This window comes from Methylobacterium sp. WL1 (genome assembly GCF_008000895.1).
Lineage (GTDB): Bacteria > Pseudomonadota > Alphaproteobacteria > Rhizobiales > Beijerinckiaceae > Methylobacterium.
In genome coordinates this window covers 1,967,026-1,984,253 of the sequence record NZ_CP042823.1, presented here as the reverse complement: position 1 = coordinate 1,984,253, position 17,228 = coordinate 1,967,026, and the positions used below count along the sequence as shown (strand labels likewise).

At 64.8% G+C, this 17,228-nt stretch carries 12 protein-coding genes; 7 read left to right on the top strand and 5 right to left on the bottom strand.

What is annotated here, in order from left to right; translation table 11 throughout:
- Positions 1-5 precede the first annotated feature (5 nt).
- Positions 6-182, bottom strand: a complete 177-nt coding sequence (locus FVA80_RS30450; protein WP_246692342.1) for a hypothetical protein — start codon at positions 180-182, stop codon at positions 6-8.
- 668 nt (positions 183-850) lie between these two features.
- Here FVA80_RS30450 and FVA80_RS09810 point away from each other — a divergent pair.
- The 7 genes from FVA80_RS09810 to FVA80_RS09780 all read left to right on the top strand — a co-directional run bounded on the left by FVA80_RS09810 (position 851) and on the right by FVA80_RS09780 (position 9,379).
- A complete protein-coding gene (locus tag FVA80_RS09810; RefSeq protein WP_147910509.1) occupies positions 851-1,033 on the top strand; it encodes a hypothetical protein in 183 nt (60 codons plus the stop codon).
- 85 nt (positions 1,034-1,118) lie between these two features.
- Positions 1,119-1,553 (top strand): hypothetical protein, encoded by a 435-nt coding sequence (locus FVA80_RS09805; protein ID WP_147910508.1) that lies wholly within the window; start codon positions 1,119-1,121, stop codon positions 1,551-1,553.
- 17 nt (positions 1,554-1,570) lie between these two features.
- Positions 1,571-2,275 carry a hypothetical protein gene (locus FVA80_RS09800; RefSeq protein ID WP_147910507.1) on the top strand — a complete coding sequence of 235 codons (705 nt, stop codon included), beginning with the start codon at positions 1,571-1,573 and terminating at the stop codon, positions 2,273-2,275.
- Between the two features lie 1,367 nt (positions 2,276-3,642).
- Positions 3,643-4,653: a nucleoid-associated protein gene (locus FVA80_RS09795; protein ID WP_187193494.1), complete on the top strand. Its 1,011-nt coding sequence runs from the start codon at positions 3,643-3,645 to the stop codon at positions 4,651-4,653.
- 252 nt (positions 4,654-4,905) lie between these two features.
- Positions 4,906-6,024, top strand: coding sequence for a hypothetical protein (locus tag FVA80_RS31885; protein ID WP_147957824.1), 1,119 nt, complete (start codon positions 4,906-4,908; stop codon positions 6,022-6,024).
- A 482-nt stretch (positions 6,025-6,506) separates the two neighbouring features.
- A complete protein-coding gene (locus FVA80_RS09785) occupies positions 6,507-7,727 on the top strand; it encodes a hypothetical protein (protein WP_246692341.1) in 1,221 nt (406 codons plus the stop codon).
- A gap of 623 nt (positions 7,728-8,350) precedes the next feature.
- Positions 8,351-9,379: an IS110 family transposase gene (locus tag FVA80_RS09780; RefSeq protein WP_147911031.1), complete on the top strand. Its 1,029-nt coding sequence runs from the start codon at positions 8,351-8,353 to the stop codon at positions 9,377-9,379.
- A 701-nt stretch (positions 9,380-10,080) separates the two neighbouring features.
- Here FVA80_RS09780 and FVA80_RS09775 read toward each other — a convergent pair.
- From FVA80_RS09775 to FVA80_RS09755, 4 genes are all read right to left on the bottom strand, one after another.
- On the bottom strand, positions 10,081-11,460 hold the full coding sequence (locus FVA80_RS09775) for an HD-GYP domain-containing protein (RefSeq protein ID WP_147908683.1): 1,380 nt from the start codon (positions 11,458-11,460) through the stop codon (positions 10,081-10,083).
- A gap of 338 nt (positions 11,461-11,798) precedes the next feature.
- Positions 11,799-16,037: a GAF domain-containing protein gene (locus tag FVA80_RS31170; RefSeq protein WP_246692340.1), complete on the bottom strand. Its 4,239-nt coding sequence runs from the start codon at positions 16,035-16,037 to the stop codon at positions 11,799-11,801.
- Between the two features lie 6 nt (positions 16,038-16,043).
- On the bottom strand, positions 16,044-16,244 hold the full coding sequence (locus tag FVA80_RS09760) for a type II toxin-antitoxin system ParD family antitoxin (RefSeq protein ID WP_147908684.1): 201 nt from the start codon (positions 16,242-16,244) through the stop codon (positions 16,044-16,046).
- 292 nt (positions 16,245-16,536) lie between these two features.
- On the bottom strand, positions 16,537-17,079 hold the full coding sequence (locus tag FVA80_RS09755; RefSeq protein ID WP_147908718.1) for a hypothetical protein: 543 nt from the start codon (positions 17,077-17,079) through the stop codon (positions 16,537-16,539).
- Between the last annotated feature and the right edge of the window lie 149 nt (positions 17,080-17,228).

Below are 17,228 nucleotides of genomic sequence, written 5' to 3'. Positions count from 1 at the left end.
CTGAGCTAAAATCTTTTTTCATTTTCGGTGTAGGCCGTGCAGACCATGTAGGCCGTGCAGACCATGTAGGCCGTGCAGACCATGTAGGCCGTGCAGACCATGTAGGCCGTGCAGACCATGTAGGCCGTGCAGACCATGTAGGCCGTGCAGACCATGATTTTATAGCAGTGCTTCGTCGTCACACGAAGGGGAGGGGGCTTGATGCCTCCAATATTCAACAACGATCATCGGTAAGGCGGGAGTTGGGTTTCGTCCCTTCGAAAGAATTCAGGCGCTGGCACGTCCTCAAAGCGCGTCGAGCAGATCGCCCGTCGGTACTGTGAGCGCCTCGGTCTCGCGATCGAGCAGGTCCACCATCGCGCTCTGCACGCTGTCCAGTACACGTGTGCGTATAACTCGTGTGCGTATAAGCGGATGGGGAGGAATATGAGACAACCGGGGAGTGCGGCCCAGCCGCCGGGGACAGCCTCGACCGCGACCACCACGTTCTGCCGGAAGCTTGAGCGCACACCCTAATAGCGCTGACATACTCACTGAGATGTTGAGCTGCTTGCACTTCAGGGCTCAGCCTCATTGCCGTCGTACCCAAGCCCGAGGCGCTGCACGATGCGCAGCTGAAGATTATCGGCGTCGACCACACGCTTACCTTCTCCAGCGGCCGTTGCTCGCCGTGCGTCGGCCGGCCGCGCCGAAATAAACAGACAGCTGTAAATTTTCGCGGGGCTCGCGGGAAACTCTCTCATCGGCTCCGGGTGAGCCGCGGAGACTCACTTTCATGCCCGTCGCCATCGTCATCGGCGCTATCCTAATACCACCCTGGTCCGCCCGTGCGAGGCCACGTGCGCTCAGATTGATCGCTCTGGCCACGCTCCTGACCTTGCCAGCCTTCGCACAGTCGCCGCTGGAGGGCTGCTTCCAGGGGCGGGGTGAGAGCAAGCTCGGCCTGCAGGTCTATGCACTCAGCACGGACGACCCAGGGGACGCGCACCTCGTCATCGCCGAGACGGCTATCTCCGGCAGGACATCGTCGTGATGTGCTCTGCCGCCCTAACCGACGCGACCGCGCCGGTCCGCAAGATCGACTGGGAGTTCGTGTACTGATGGGGGGCGTTATGATCATGGACACCACTGCCAGCCCGAACCCCGCCCTCCCTCAAGATGCGATGGTCGCACCGAGCGTCGGTATCTTCTGGGGCGTGCCGGAGGGCGGGCGCACCGTGCTGGTCACCGACCGCACGCCCCTGGCGGAGGCGGAGGTCTACGGCAATTGCCTCACCCACCCGCGCGGGCACCACGAGGTCTGGGAGGCCTGGCGCAAGCTGGGCGCCACGATGCTGCGCCGCCGCGGCCTGCCGGCGGCTATCGCGAGCCACGAGTACGAGGCGTTCCCCCGCGGACGGGTGGTGTACATGCGCAAGCCCGCACTGTTCACGCTCTACGCCGATCGGCACCTGCAGAGCCCGAAGACGATCGCTGAACTGGTGCGATTGTTCGGCCTCGCCGGGGAGCACCACGCGGTGCGCTCGGACGCGCACTACCGCACCCTCACCTGATCCAGAGGTCACACATCATGGGAGGTAGCTCAGACGACATCGAGGCGCTCCTCGTCGACTGCCACGACCTAAGCAACCCGTCGCCGGGGATGCTGCCGGCAATCTTCCGCGACATCGTCGAGCGGCTCAATGCGGAGGGCTACGTCTACGCCGTTGTCGGCCGCATCGCGCTGACGCTGCACGAGCAGGCGCGGTACGTCGGCGTGATCGAGATCGTCGCCGACCTCGGCGCGGACGGGCGCGAGCGTGCCGCGGATCTCGTTCAGGCGACACGGGTGCGGTTCGCGGCGCACATGGACCCGAAGCTGTGCCCGCGGCCCATCGAGGTGACGCTGCGGCCCTGCGCCTGCGCGATCGAGGCGGGTCTGCTGTCGGAGGCAATCACCCGCCTGTGGTTCGGCATCCCAGCGCGGCTCGCGAGCGCGGAGCATCTGCTCTGGCTATGGTGTCGATCGGACGCCATCGATCATCCAGCGGACGCCTCCGCGCTGATCGCGGGGGGCACAGTCGACCTATACCGTGTGCAGGGCCTTCTGCGGGAGACGGACGACCTCGAGGAGGCGGGGCAGAGGCGGCTGCGGTTGGCGATCGGCGACGCTGTCATGTCGACGACGTTCTCGTTCAGCCGGTTCATGAGCGAGCGGCGCGCCAGGCTCGACCCGAACTATGTTCCGGTCTGGCGCCGGCTCCTCGAAGAGCGAGACGAGGCAACGCCGGACTGATCAAGTGCGAGTTCGCCATGCTCTCACATTCTGATGCGTCGGCATCGACCAACGTCCCTGGCAGTGCCGACTGCCGAGACGGGACGGCGCGGTGTCTTCGCAGGCCAATCGCTGCAGCGGGACATGAGGGTGGCGGCTCGCACGTAACTACGACCGACGACCGACGACCGCACGAGGGATCGGTGCCATCGCTGCAGATGTGAGCGGTGGATACGCCTGCGCACCACGCCCCGGACAACGCAATGTTTCTCCGAAACCTGCACCGACCGGATGGGACGACCGCCTGCCGCCCTACTCCCGGCCGGCGCACAGCCGGCGCCAGCCGCAGTCGCGTCCACCCCCACCGACGCACTGACGGGCCAGATTCACTTCGGACGCCAGCCATCCGGCCGGAGCCGAACGAGGGTTGACGGTCGCTCGGCTCCGGGCACCGCGGTTTCTTGATTGAGTGACGGCCCTGCACATCTCTTTCGCAGCAACGCCGTCCAGCTGTACCCTCACCCCCACAACGGCGTTTCCGGGCACTTCGCGACCCCGCCAAGTGTTTGAAACTCGAGAGGTCCGAGCGGTCTGGTTCAGCTGACAAGTGGCCTACGCGGCCACCGGCGAGCTACAGCTCTCGCACCCTGCACGTCCCGCCGCAATTGACCCATTCCGGGCATTGGGAATGTCCGCTCGTGGGCGGCGAGCCCGCGGCTATGAACCTTAGGCGGGGTTGACTGGGGGTGTTGTGCTCCACCGCGGTTTGTTGACCTTTAGGCACCTTACGAGGCGTTTGCTCGAGTGTCCTTTTTAGACCGTTGCCGTTTCTGCTCGTTAGGGACTCTAGCGATCCGCTCGCATTGGGCGAACAGCTTTTGCGCGTAACGCCGCCTGGGATCGGGGTTCTGTCGTACCCGCCCGCACCGCGTCGCGACCATTGGGACGGACAAACGCCGAGAGAAGCTCCGGCGCGCTCCGGCCGCCGCACTAATGCGATAGCGGCAGGACCCGAAGCTCTTCAAGATGGCGGGCCTTCTCGCCAGTCGCATCCTCGACGGTGACCGTCAGTCCCACGCAGTCCGACACTTCGAAACGTGCTGTATGCAAAACCCTAGTTTGCATACAGCGGCGCAGGTTCTCTGCGCTTTGGCGTAGCGAGCACGCCGCAGCCAACCCACGCTTGTTCTTGTTTCGTTCACAATGTAAACCAGCGGGGTCACGCGGGATGCGGGGTCAGCGCTCTGCACGGTCCAACTCACCCCGAAAGGAGCTCGGGACAGGGGGCGGCGATCGTATCGTCTGGGTTGTCAGCGTCCTTGCGCCCAGCCAGTCTCGGCCGCAGTGAACGACACTTGAGGTCGTTGCATTCGCCGCTGGGAGGGCAGGTGACAAACACCATTATCCGCGTCGCGATCCACGACCTAACCAAAACCCAGGGCGCCTTCGTCGTTAAGCACGGAAAAAGCGATCTGAAAGTTACTCAGACGATGCAACGCGTGATCGACGACCTCACCGCTCTCTACGCCAAGCGGACCTCGAAATCTTACGGGAAATTCGCGGTCGATGAAGATCGATTTCCGACCGAGAAGCACCTCCGCGCCTACCTCAACGTCCAGCCCAGCGACTTCACGACGCTGACGCACAAGATGATGGAAACGCTAAAAGCCCAGGCGGGCTACAAGGGCGCTGCCACGGGCGGCCACGTCTTCTTCGCTCACTTCGAGCGCGAAGAACGGCAGTACCTCCTCATCGCGATCGTCAACGAGAAGCTCGGCGCGTCGATGACGAGCGATCTCGATGTTCAGGATGTCCGCCATCTCGACATGGACGGTTTTCGGTTCGCGGGCCGCATCAACATGACCAGCTGGGCCAACGGCGAGGAGCGCTACATCGGCTTCTTGAAGGGCAAGCGGGAGGTCTCCGAGTACTTCAAGGAATTCCTCGGCTGTGACACCACGGTCCAGAACCGCCGCGACACGGCCGAGCTTGTCCAAGCGTTGATGGCATTCGCCACCGATGAAGGCATGGACACCCCGAGAAAAGACGATTTCCTCGCCCGCGCGAAAACCATCTGCGAGCGTTCGGCCAAGGCTCAGGAGGAACTCAGCTTCGAGGCGCTGGCCAACGAACTGAGCCCGCAGGATCCCGAGAGGCTGATGACCGTTCTGGCCGATCCCGATCTGCGCCTTAACGACGGCTTCGTGCCTGATCGCCGCGCCCTCGGACCGCTGATCAAATTCAAGGGCAAGACCCCGACCTGGAGCATCGAGTTCAACCGCGACGCGATCACCCGCGGAAACGTGCGGTTCAACGCTGAGGACAACACCCTCACGTTGACCGGCCTGCCGGAGGATCTCACAGCGCAGCTGCGCGCTGAGTACAGCCAAGATGGCTAGGATCACATTCGACCAGCTGACCCTGCTGTATCGTTATATCGCCTTCGAGCAGAACAGTGATCAGGGAAGGCTGTCGATTGCGACCCCAGAAGTCCTGAGGTCATCCAACTCATCGAAGATGACCAGGATGTCGCTGTTGACGCAGACATCGTGGTACTTGACGATGGCGCGCTTCAAGTCGGTCAGATCGTATCAGTCCGCGTCGGCCCACCCCGGACTGCGCTCGGCTCCCTCGTTCGCGACTTCGACGGGTTGCTCGATACCCCGGAAGCGCGGGTCAAAGAACCGCGCGCCTACTTCGTCATCGACGGCGGTATCACACCGGACATCGATCCCTGTCCCGAGCGCCTAGCGACCTATCGCAAGGTCATCGAGTTCACGAAGCTCGTCGGCGAAGCAGCGGCCTATGTCGATCAATCCAAAAGGGAATTGATCTTCATCAAGGATGGCAAGTTCAGCGTTCCGCTGGCTTATAAGGCCGCCGACTTAGACCGTGTGAGCGTCTCCGACACCGACGCCATTCTCAGCGCGTGCGCCGACGAGATTCACCGAGACCAGAAGCTCGCGATCCTCGCCGAAGCCGTCATCGGGATCTGCGCGTCTCAGCCGGTCGCAGTCCGGTTTCGCCACCTCATCGCAAACCTCGGTTCGGTGAACGAGGAAGTTCGCAACGGCTATCAGCTGTTCGCGTCCAGCTTCTCTTACTCAAAGATCCGCAACGAGATCGAAGCCGCACGCATCGATTATCTCAACAAAATCCATAAAACGATTATCGATATCCAGACGCAGTTGCTCGGTATCCCTGTCGCGACGGTCATCGTCGCCTCGCAGCTGAAAGTCACATCCGTCTGCAGCGTCGAGTTCTGGACCAACTTCGCCGTCGTCGTGGGAGCGTGGATCTTCGTCGCGCTCTTGGCGATCGCCATCGGAAACCAATGGGCGACGCTGGCGTCCATATCCGACGATATCGCGCGCCAAAAAACCAAGTTTCAGCGGGACTTTGCGGCGCTCAGCGATCAGTTCGATACGATTTTCGTCACCCTCGCCGGTCGGATCAAATGGCAGCGAAGGTTTCTGGGGTTTGTTGGCGTGCTCGCAGTCGTCGGGGCAGCGGTGGCCACGTTTGTCGCGTATCGAGTGACCAACGTCCCGTACATGAGCTGTTGGTCGGGTGAGGTCTCGGCGTCGGCACCGATCCCGCCGGCTGTGACGCCTGTGGCACCGGCTCCGACGCCTCCGTCGCCTGTCTCGCCAGCCAACACACCGACGAACGCGTCGCCGTCTAAGCCAAGCCCGCTACCCGATCCGGCTCCGCCAACGCCCGCCAAGCCGAAATTGGCTCCCACCCCACAGGCCCACCCGCAGCCGTAAGTGGTTTGCGCTGTCAGAAGCGCCAGGGGAGGAGAGGACACTCCGTGTCCCCGCAGTTCGGCTGATAGCTCGGTAGAACTGATCGCATAGGAGCGGCCCGCTCCACGGGCCGACACGGCGACGGTCATCCGAAACTGAATGTCCGTTACCGGGCGGTCAGCTGATGTCCGTTCATGGCGCGTTTCGGACCCTCAGTGACCCGACGGCGCTTTGACGCACGGCTGCGCGTGTCGAGCGCGTGTTCCACCGGCTACATCACATCCAACCCCTTTCACCTGCGCCTAGGCCCAGGGCAGGCTCACCGCCGCCGCCACACCGCCGCCGGCCCACCGGCCCACCTCAGCCTTCCCCACCGCTCGCCTCCCCACCGCTTGGCCATGCTTCGTCGGCGTCGGCCTTACGCCGCCACCTGTTCATCCCTCCGCCCGTCCCGGGAACCCCGTCTCGGCCGCACCCCCGCGGCCGCCACGAGGCACCTCACTATGGACGCCACCATCCCCCTGCCGCCGCCAACCGATGCCGGTAGCCTTCATGAGACCGGCGACATCCTCGCCGCCCACAACACCCTCGACCCATCCGGCCTCGGCGCACCCCCTTCCCACCTCCCCGTCATCTCCGAGGCTGCCCGCCGACGCCACCACGTGTTCGTCCACGCCGACCACCGCTTCAAGGCCGCGGCCCGCTTCATCCAAGCGCTCTGGCGCGAGGACCGTGACCTGCCAATCGGCACCCATCTCGACCGCGCCAACCCGCACCGCGTCCGCCGCCTCGGCTCACGCATCTCCCTCGCCGCCGGCCGCACCGGCGCTAACTTCATGACGCCCTCCATCGCCGCCGTGGCCGCCAGGGCGTTGGCTTACCGCGAACCCGGCGCCGCCTACGACATCAGCCGCCTGCGCACCAACCTGCTGTCATCGCAGCCGCTCGCCTTCAACCTGTTCGGCCCACTCGCCGCCGACTCCGCGCTCGCCACCCGCTTCATGGCCGAACTGTTCCCCGGAGTACTGACCTCGGTCACGGACATCCTGTTCGAGCACTCTCCGGGCCGCGGCGAGCCACGCTTCACCGCCGACCGCACCGCGTTCGACGTCGTCCTCCGCGGCATCACCCCCACCGGCGCCCGGGCACTGATCTGCATCGAGATGAAGTACAGCGAAGCCGGATATGAACCTGCCCCACCGCCCAACCCGCGGCACACGGAGATCGCGCATACGACCCCGGGCCTATTCATCGCGCCAGACGACCCGACCCTGACCGGCCCAGCCTGCCAGCAACTCTATCGCCAGCACTCCCTCGCATCGGCAATGCTCACCGCTGGCCTAGCGGACACAGCCACGCTGGCCTTCATCGCCCCCGCGCACAACCAACTCGCACACGCCGCCGCGGCAACTTACAATCGTCAGCTCACGGACCCGGCCGCCGGCCCGATCCCGTTCATCCCGCTGACGCTGGAGCACGCGTTCACCGCCATGGCCGCAACCGGCCTTCCGGACCATGCCCGCGCACTCCACCGCCGCTACACCGACTGGTGGCTCCTCGACGGTGAACTCGAACTCGCGATGGGAGCCGCCGCATACGCACCTGCTGCTGAGGCATTGGCAGCGCCCGCGCACATGCCGACCGTCGACACCACTAGCGCGAGCAAGCCGATCAACCGTTCACGATCGCAGCGCACTCGGCCCGCGACCCGGACTGCTGTTTGACAGGACAATAGACAAGTCACGATCCGAGCCGGCGGCAATCACATGCTGCCGGCTCGAACCAGGTTCTGACGCAAACCCACACCGCGGCGGATGCTTGGGCGACACCGGCTCACCAACCCAGGCACATCTCTGATTCTGCCCGCTTCGTACACCGTGCAAGTGTTTGAAAATTGAGAGGTTCGAGTGGCCCAGTTCTGCACACAAGCGGCCTTATCCACGACCGGCGAACTGTAGCTCAGCCCTGCCGTGACAGCCGCCCATTTCGCGACGACACCATCACCGGCACCCGAAGCACTCGTCCATAACGACTGCTTCGAGCCGTTCGGCATCACGCTTGATGACCGGATCTGGCCGAAAGCAGCATGTCGGCTTCGGAGAAGGTCGGTCGGAAAAACAGACAGGCTCTAACCGACCCAACCCGGTCGCCCAGAGCGCCATCGGCTCTTCCCGAGAGCGGTCATTCGTTGACCACTCGCCAACTTCGGCTCGGGGTGGAAAGCGTCCCCTAGCCTTTCTCCTGAAAGCAGATGGGATGGATGGCTCCCGCTCCAACTGACGGCATCTCGGTGCCAAGATGTGGTTGCTGTCGAAGCAGCAGCCACGCAGATGCAGAAGCCGTTCTCATGGAGATTACCACCGTCGGCATCGATCTGGCCAAGAGCATCTTTCAGGTTCACGCCGTCGATGCAGCTGGGCACGTCGTCGTGCGCAAGACTCTGAGGCGGGCACAGGTCGTGCCGTTCTTCTCCAAGCTGCCGCGATGCCTGGTTGGCATGGAGGCGTGCGGCACGGCGCACCACTGGGCCCGGGGACTCATGAAGCTCGGCCATGACGTGCGGCTGATGCCGCCGGCTTACGTGAAGCCGTATGTGAAGCGCGGTAAGACCGATGCGAACGACGCCGCGGCCATCTGTGAGGCGGTGACGCGCCCGAGCATGCGCTTCGTGCCGGTGAAGTCGACCGAGCAGCAGGCGGCGCTGGCGCTGCATCGGACGCGCGATCTGCTGGTCAAGCAACGCACGCAGCTGGTGAACATGATCCGCGGCCTGCTCGCCGAGTTTGGGATCGAGATGGCGCGGGGCCTGCGGCACGCGCTCGAACTGGCAGCCCGGCTCTCGGCCGGAGACGCGGCCGAGGTGGCGCCGTTAGCCCAGCGCGTGGTGACCGGGCTGGCCGATCAGATCGGCGCCTTGCAGATCCAGCTCACCCGCCTGGAGAAGGAGTTGCTCGCTTGGCATCGGGAAAACGACCTGTCGCAGCGCCTGGCGACGATCCCCGGTGTCGGTATCGTCTCGGCAACGGCGCTGGCCGCCTCGGTGAGCGAGCCCGAGCGCTTCCGCTCCGGTCGGCAGTTCGCCGCCTCGTTGGGACTGACACCGCTGCAGAACTGTAGCGGCGGCAAGGAGCGCCTGGGTCGGATCTCGCGCATGGGCGACCGCTACCTGCGCCGGCTGCTCGTAGTCGGCATGACCTCTCTGATCCGGCGCGCGAAGACCACACCGAACTCGGTCGACCCGCGGCTGCCGGCCCTTCTCCAGCGCAAGCCGGTGCGCGTCGTGACCGTTGCGGCCGCCAATCGCACGGCGCGGGTCGCTTGGGCTATCATGACCCGCGGCGGCACCTACCGCGCACCGGCGGCCAGGGCTGCCTGACAGCACGGAGAAGACGACTTTCCAGGTTGCGAGGACGATGAGAGTTGATGGCGAACCGGTCAGACCGGGAGCCGGGACACCCCGCTGTCTGTCCAGGGCATCATAGCCCGCAAAGCAGAGTGGGACCCAGCTCGCGGATACCATCAGGGCCAGCGGTCAACATGAACGACTGCATCAACAGGCCGGACACAAGACTGCACCCGACCAAAGCGTCAGAAGCTCAATTCGCCACTTGCAATGCGGGAGCCATCCACACAAGACGTTCAGTCTCCAACCTGACCACGACCTTGATGCCGATGTAGTCTGTTTTCAAAGGCTGACGAAGGCGGCGTTCCGGAAGGCGAGTGCGATGAAAGAATTACGCCCCTAGAAGTTGCATATCTGGTTGCATCAAATGCAATCAAAATTGCTATCAACATTTACTTTTGAACGATGCATCATGCGATCACAGGGCGGATAGAAAATTTATTAGCCCACGCTTGCAGCGTAACCCGAGATCAGAAAGCTCAGAGCATGCTTACTTGCATCCTCAATTCGCTTTTCCTCCAAGCTTTGAGTTCGCCAGCCTCCGGATGGATAGTGCGTACGGTCATCGTCTCGGCGTCAAGAGAAGTATCACCTTGTGGCGACGCCGCCGACGGTGGAGCCCGCAAGATAGGCCTGATCCGCCAGTCAGAAGGTTCGCCGAGAGGTGGCTCGGTTCAAGCTGCCCGAGCGAGATCGCCCTCGATCGCGGTGAGCGCCCGCTCTAGCGCCGCGAAGCAGAGCGGGTCGAACGCCGTGCCAAGGTCTGCGCGCATAATGCCGAGCGCCTTCTCAAGCGACATGGCCGCACGGTAGGGCCGGTCGGCGGTCAGCGCGTCGAACACGTCGGCGACCGAGACAATGCGGGTCTCGGGTGCGATCGCGTCGCCTTTCAAGCCGCGTGGATAGCCCTTGCCGTCGAGCCGTTCGTGGTGCCCGCCGCCGATGCAGGCCATCTCGTGGAACACCGCCGCGCGGGTCAGGATGGTCTCGGAAAGGGAGGCGTGATTGCGCATGTCCCGCCACTCCGCGTCATCCAGTTTGCCATTCTTGTCGAGGATCGCGTTCGAGACCCCGAGCTTGCCAACATCGTGAAGCAGCGCAGCCCGCTTCAGCCAGCGCCGGCGTACCGACGTATAGCCAAGTTCAGCCGCGATCATGTCGGCGTAGACCGCAACCCGCTCCGAATGGCCGGAAGTGAACGGGCTCTTGGCGTCGATAATCTGAGCAAAGGCACGGGCGATGTCGTCGAGGTAGTCTTCGTCAACGACGATCGGGCTGACCGGCGCCAACGCGAACACCGCCTCCTCGACCTCATCCGAGGTCAGGGTGTCCCAGAAGCCGGGTTTGGACGCGGCCGCCTCGAAGCAGGCGACCACATGTGGATCGAACCATGTGCCCGAGCGCGCCCGCACCTCGGCAATCGCGGCCGCGGGGCCGGCCGCGGTGTGGAACACGTCTACTACCTGAGCGAGCAGCGCTACCCGTGCGTAAAGTGGGATCGCCGAGCCAGCGAGGCGGTCCGGTCGACCGCCGCCGTTCCAGTGCTCGTCCAGGGCGTGGATGGCCTCGCAGACGCTCGCGGGGAAGCGAAGCTGTCGGGCGATCTGAGCACCGCGCTGACAGCGGGTCTGGATCAGGTCGTCGGTAATCGCTCCGCCGTTCTGCAGGATGTTGAGCACGGCACGGAAGCGTTCGGCGAGGCCAGCCTTGAGGCCGGTATGAGAGAAGACAAAGCCGAGCACCTTCGGCAGACTGTCGCTCACCGTTTTGAAATCACGTTTGAAGCTGAGATCGTCGGAGAGGTAGAGTTCGCAGATGCGCGCGGCATTGCTGGAGCAACCGAGGTCCTTCAGCATTACCGTGTGGTAGAGTTCCCAGAGCTGCAAGTCCGGCAGGCCCATCTCCCGGCCGATGTTGAAGCCGATCCAGGTCGCGCGCACGCAATGCCCGACAGGCTGACCCTCCGTCAGGTCCAAGGCGTGGCTCAAGGCGCCGAGCACTTCCGACAGCTGGATCGTCCTGGCTTCCTCTTCGCTGCCTGACACGATCCGCATCGTTCTCGTCCAGTCTCTTGCCTTATAGGCCTCTATAGGCGGCAAGACTGCCTGAAGAACCTGATCAAAGCGTTGCGCTGCCTTTCGCTCGCTAATCAGCCCTAAGCGGAAATTTCCAGCTTCCGCAAACGGTCGTGAGTGGCCCCCACGGCTATGTCCGCTCCACGCGTCCGCGGTCCGGAAGCGGACGGGCAGGAAACCACCCCAAGCAGTCATTCGGCAACCGACCCAACCCAGCCGCCCAGACAGCAATCGGCAGATCCCGAAAGCGGCCATTCATCAACCTTGGCTCGGGGGTGGGGAGCGGAAGCCAATGGCAACGCTTGGAGCGGACACGATCACCGCGAGGTGATGAGATCCTTGATCCGCGAGGCGAGCGTATCCATCGCGAAGGGCTTGGTCAGCACTTGCATGCTGTGGTCCAGATGCCCGTTGGTGATGACGCTGTTCTCGGCGTAGCCGGTGATGAACAGCACTCGCAGATCGGGGCGTCGTTCGCGGGCCGCATCCGCCATCTGGCGCCCGTTCATCCCGCCGGGCAGGCCCACATCCGTGACGAGCAGGTCGATGCGGACGTCGGATTGGAGCACCTTCAGCCCCGCGGCGCTGTCACCCGCCTCGATGGCGGTGTAGCCGAGATCCTCAAGCACCTCGGTAACCAACATGCGCACCGACGGCTCGTCGTCCACGATGAGCACCGTCTCGCCCTGCTCGGCGCGCGAGGCCTCGTCGAGCATCTGCGCGAGACCCTCCTCGTCGGTCTCCCCGTAGTGACGCGGCAGGTACAGGCATATGGTCGAGCCCTCCCCGACCTCGGAGTAGATCCGCACCTGCCCGCCCGACTGCTTGGCGAAGCCGTAGACCATCGAGAGGCCGAGCCCCGTGCCCTGCCCGAGCGGCTTGGTGGTGAAGAACGGCTCGAACACCTTCGCGATGAGGCTCGGCGACATGCCGGTCCCGGTGTCGGTCACGCAGACGCTGAGGTACTGGCCCGGTGCCATGTCGTGCTGGCGCGCGCCGTTCTCGTCCAGCCACTTGTTCGCCGTCTCGATGGTGATGCGCCCGCCGTCGGGCATCGCGTCGCGGGCGTTGATGCAAAGGTTCAGGAGCGCGTTCTCCAGCTGGCCCGGGTCGATCAGTGCTGGCCAGATCCCTGCCGCTCCGACCACCTCCATATGGATCGCCGGCCCCACCGTGCGCCGGACGAGTTCCTCCATGCCGGCGATGAGCCGGTTGACGTTCGTGGGCTTCGGATCGAGCGTCTGACGGCGCGAGAACGCGAGCAGGCGGTGGGTGAGCGCGGCTGCCTGCTTGGCCGCTCCCTGCGCCACCGTCATGTAGCGGTCGACGTCCGTGAACCGGCCCTGGTCGATGCGCTTCTGCATCAACTCCAGCGAGCCGGAGATCCCCGCCAGCAGGTTGTTGAAGTCATGCGCCAGCCCTCCGGTGAGCTGGCCCACCGCCTCCATCTTCTGCGACTGACGCAGTGCCTCCTCGGTGTTGTGAAGGGCTTCGGCCTGCTCCTTCTCCGCTGTGATGTGGCGACCGCTCGCGTAGATCAGGTCGCCATCGGGAGCCGCGACCCAGGAGATCCAGCGGAAGCCCCCGTCCTTGTGCCGATAACGGTTCTCGACGACCGGCAGGCTCTGGACGCGGGCATGCTGAAGCGCACGGTCGGTCACGCCTTCGTCGTCCGGGATGACGAACTCGAACAGGGGTCTGCCGACCGCATCTTCGGACGTCCAACCGAGGATCGCGGTGAAGGCCGGATTGACGGCCTGGAAGATCCCCTTACCGTCGATGATGACCTGGATGTCCTGGGTGTTGCTCCAGAGCCGGTCGCGCTCCTGCGTGCGTTGATGAACCTGCTGTTCGAGCGTGTCGTTCAATTGGCGGAGCGCTTCCTCCATGCCCTTGCGGTCGTTGATGTCGTTGAAGAAGATCGCGACTCGGTTGTCGGCCGGATCGCCGATGCGCAGCGCACGCACGTCGAACCAGCGCCCGAACACGTCCGCCTTGTTCTCGAAGTGCGCCGGTTCGCCCGTCAGCGCGACGTGCCCGTAGGTGTCGAACCAGTGCCGCTCCAGGTCCGGGGCGAACTCGCTGACCCAAAGGCCGGCGACCTTGGCGCCGGTCTGCCGTTCGAAGGCCGGATTGGCCTCCACGATGCGGTAGTCGACCGCTCGCTCCGCCTCGTCGAACTTCATCTCGACGATGCAGAATCCGACGTCGATGCTCTCGAACAGGGTGCGGTAGCGCGTCTCGCTCTCTCGGAGCTGCCCCGAGACCGAGCGCCTCGCGATCTCGACCTCGGTGCGGTCCATCACCCGGCGGGCGAACGCCAGTTCCCCGGCGGACCATGCCTGGACACGATCACGGTGCAGGCAGAACACCACCTTGAGATGGCCGCCCTCCATCAGCGGCAGGTTGGCCAGGGACCCGATGTCGAGTGAACGGAAACTATCGACCTGCCCGGCGGTCAGGGGGTCCTCGGCGACGTTCGCGACCACGACATCCTCGCCACGCCGCAGCGCTTCGCTGAAGGTGCCGTAGTCGGCGAAAGTGTGGGATCCGGCCGCGCTGCGTTGGCCGGCCGCCAGCCAATCCCGTGCGATGACGATGTGCTCGCCGGGTTCGTCCACATCGCCGTAGGCCGCGCGCGAGAGGCTGAGCGCATGGCCGACCGTTTCCGCCGCCGCGAGGGCCATTGCCTGCGGCGAGTCCAGCTTGCGCAGCCTCTCGGACAGCTCGATCAGCATGGCCTCCATGCGGCGCTGCTCGATGTCGATCAGCACGCCTGGGAAGGTCAGCCCCGTGCCGTCCGGGGCGAGATCGACGCGTCCGTTCGCCTCGATCCAGTAGTAGCGTCCGTCGGCGCGGCGCACGCGGTACTGGTGAGCGTAGGCGCCGCCCCGCGCGATCACCTCGTCGATGGCGGCGGCCAACCCCGCCTGGTCCTCGGGGTGCACCGTCGCCACGATCTGCGCGAGGGGGATTCCCGTCCGTCCGAGCGCGGGATCGAGACCGAAGGAGCGGGCGAAGCCCTCGTCGACGGTGAAGCGGTCGGAGGGCAGGTCCCAATGCCAGGTGCCGATGATCGCGCCGGCCGCGAGCGCGAGTTGCACGCGCTCGACGTTCTCCCGCGCCAGCGCCGCGCTCTCGCGCAGGGCGTCCTGAGCCTGTCGACGCTCGGTGATGTCGGCGATGAGCATCGCCACGCGGTCGTCGCCGGCCGGGAACAGGTGAGCATCGTACCAGCGCCCGAGCGGCACCGCCTCACCCTCGAACCGCATCGGCAGCTTCGTCTTAGCGACCTGCCCGTATGCGTCGTGCCAGTGCTGCTCGATGCCTGGTGCGATCTCGGTGGCCCAGTGTCCTACGGCGTCCGTCAGGCCGGTGTGCTTCGCGAAGGCGGGGTTCGCCGACAGTACGCGATGGTCGATGGCACGTCCGTCCCCGTCGAACCTCACCTCGCAGATGCAGAAGCCGGCGTCGATGTTCTCGAACAGTGTCCGATAACGCACCTCGCTCTCGCGCTGGGCCTTCTCGCCGTCCAGCCGCTCGTAGACCGCCGACATCAGGCGGGCGAGCGTCTCGAAGAAGTAAAGCGCGTCGGCGTCGAACGAGGGCACCTCGGTCGAGGCGAAGGAGATCACGCCGTGCAGGCTGCCGCGGCTCGTGATGGGGAAGCCGGCGTAGGCGTTCAACCCGATGCCACGGGCGGTCTGGTAGGCGGGTTCCTCGCTGTTCTGGACGTCGGTAAGCATCAATGGTCGACCCTGCTCGGCGACGATGCCGCAGAGCGGCGCGCCGTAGGGCATCCGATGAAGGAATGCCTGCACCTCCGCGCTCGCGTTGAGCGAGTGGGTTAGGCGTAGGTGCCGACCGTCCTGCCAGATGTCGTAGATGTAGCTGCGGTCGAACCCGAGGGTGCCTGCGCTCGCGGACAGGATGGGATCGAGCACGGCGGCGGGATCGGTGGCGGTCAGCAGGGCCTGCGAGGCCTTGGCCAGGACCTCGATGCGGCGGGCCTGCCGCAACTCGGTCCGCTGCCGTTCCAGGACCTGGTCGCGGCCTTCGACGGCGCGGCGCATCTCCAGCAGGTTCGCCACCTGGCGTCCGAGCGCCCTGAGGTCGTCGGCCTGCTCCGGGGTCAATCCGCCGGGCCGGGGCACGGTGTCGATGACGCACAACGAGCCCAGCACCTGCCCTTCGAGGGTGCGGAGCGGCGCGCCCGCATAGAAGCGGATGTGCGGCTCGCCCGTGACCAACGGGTTGGCCATGGTCCGCGGATCGGCGGTCAGGTCCGGAATGACGAGGAGGTCGGGCTCGACGAGAGCGAACTTGCAGACAGAGCTATCGAGGTCGGTCTCGCAATGGGGGAAGCCGATGCGAGCCTTGAACCACTGCCGGTCGGCGGCGACGAGGCTGACGAGGGCGACCGGCGTCGCGCAGAGGCGCGTCGCGAGACGCACGACATCGTCGAAGCCCTGCTCGGGCAGGGTGTCGAGGATGTCGTGGCCGGCGAGCGCGGCGAGGCGGGCCGGATCGGTCACGGCGTAGGGAGTGCTGGACATGTCGCGTCAGGCCGATGTGAGCCCCGCCTTCGCACCCTTTACCCGGGGCCGGGGCACGAGGATGGTTCCCTCGCGCTCGATCATGAGCCGCAAGGCCGAGCGAACGACCTCGCTAGCGCTGGCGTAGCGCCCCGATGCGACCTGCGTTCGGAGATAGGTCTCCAATTCCAAGGTCAGGGAGACGCAACGCGTTGGAGTGTTGGACATATCCTCGTGTCGCACGGCCGACCGCAGCTATCAACCTATGATAAGTTTTCCCGTCGGAGCGTTCTCGCAAGGAGCACGGCCTTCTCACCAACTGACAGGTTGACGCTTCGCGTAGCAGCATGGATAGGCGCGCCCCTGACGTTCGCTTCGTTGCGCCGCTCGGACGCGGACCGTCTGAAACCCACCCGTTCCGACCGTAGATCTTTGTCTTGACGAGCGGACTGCAAGCGGACGTTCCCGAAAAAGAAAGGGCCGCCCGAAGGCGGCCCCAAGATCGAAGCTCGTTGGAATGTCAGTACCCGCAGCCGTAGGGCGAGTACCCGTAGCCGCCGCCGTAGCCGACAGGCTGGCCGTAGCCATAGCCACCACCATAACCGTAACCACCGCCGTAGCCGTAGCCGACCGGACGAGCGTAGCCGTATCCGCCGTAACCATATCCACCGTAGGCGTTCGATGCGATGGCACCCGCCGCGAGGCCGGCGATGCCAAGCCCGATCACGGCACCCGGTCCGATCCCCCGGCGCCCGTAGCCGCCACCGTAGTATCCGCGGCCGTACCCACCGCGGTACCCGCCATAGCCACGACCATAACCGCCGCCGAAGCCGACGCCCCTGTACCCGCCGAAGCCGCGACCGAACCCGCCGCGTCCGAAACCGACTCCTCTGTACCCGCCACCGAAGCCACGACCGAACCCGCCGTGACCAAAGCCACCACGGCCAAAGCCGCCACCGTGGCCGAAGCCACCACCATGGCCGAAGCCACGAGCCTCAGCGGATGGCGATGCTAATACGCCAAGGCCCAAGGCTGCCGTCGCAACGAGTGCAAACTTGTTCATGCGCAAAGACTTTCCGGAGATGTTTTGCATGATTTCAGAACGGCCTCGGAACCACGACAGTTCCATATTCGTCATGCTAAAACACTGCGCAACAGATCATGCAGTCACTGCCCACGGTTTGTACCGGTATAGAATAACTACGCGAAGCA

Excerpts from the sequence above, each read along its gene's own strand:
- FVA80_RS09780 (WP_147911031.1), top strand. The coding sequence starts at position 8,351 with ATGGAGATTACCACCGTCGGCATCGATCTGGCCAAGAGCATCTTTCAG.
- FVA80_RS09755 (WP_147908718.1), bottom strand. The coding sequence starts at position 17,079 with ATGAACAAGTTTGCACTCGTTGCGACGGCAGCCTTGGGCCTTGGCGTA.
- FVA80_RS09785 (WP_246692341.1), top strand. The coding sequence starts at position 6,507 with ATGGACGCCACCATCCCCCTGCCGCCGCCAACCGATGCCGGTAGCCTT.
- FVA80_RS09775 (WP_147908683.1), bottom strand. The coding sequence starts at position 11,460 with ATGCGGATCGTGTCAGGCAGCGAAGAGGAAGCCAGGACGATCCAGCTG.
- FVA80_RS31170 (WP_246692340.1), bottom strand. The coding sequence starts at position 16,037 with ATGTCCAGCACTCCCTACGCCGTGACCGATCCGGCCCGCCTCGCCGCG.
- FVA80_RS09760 (WP_147908684.1), bottom strand. The coding sequence starts at position 16,244 with ATGTCCAACACTCCAACGCGTTGCGTCTCCCTGACCTTGGAATTGGAG.
- FVA80_RS09805 (WP_147910508.1), top strand. The coding sequence starts at position 1,119 with ATGGACACCACTGCCAGCCCGAACCCCGCCCTCCCTCAAGATGCGATG.
- FVA80_RS09800 (WP_147910507.1), top strand. The coding sequence starts at position 1,571 with ATGGGAGGTAGCTCAGACGACATCGAGGCGCTCCTCGTCGACTGCCAC.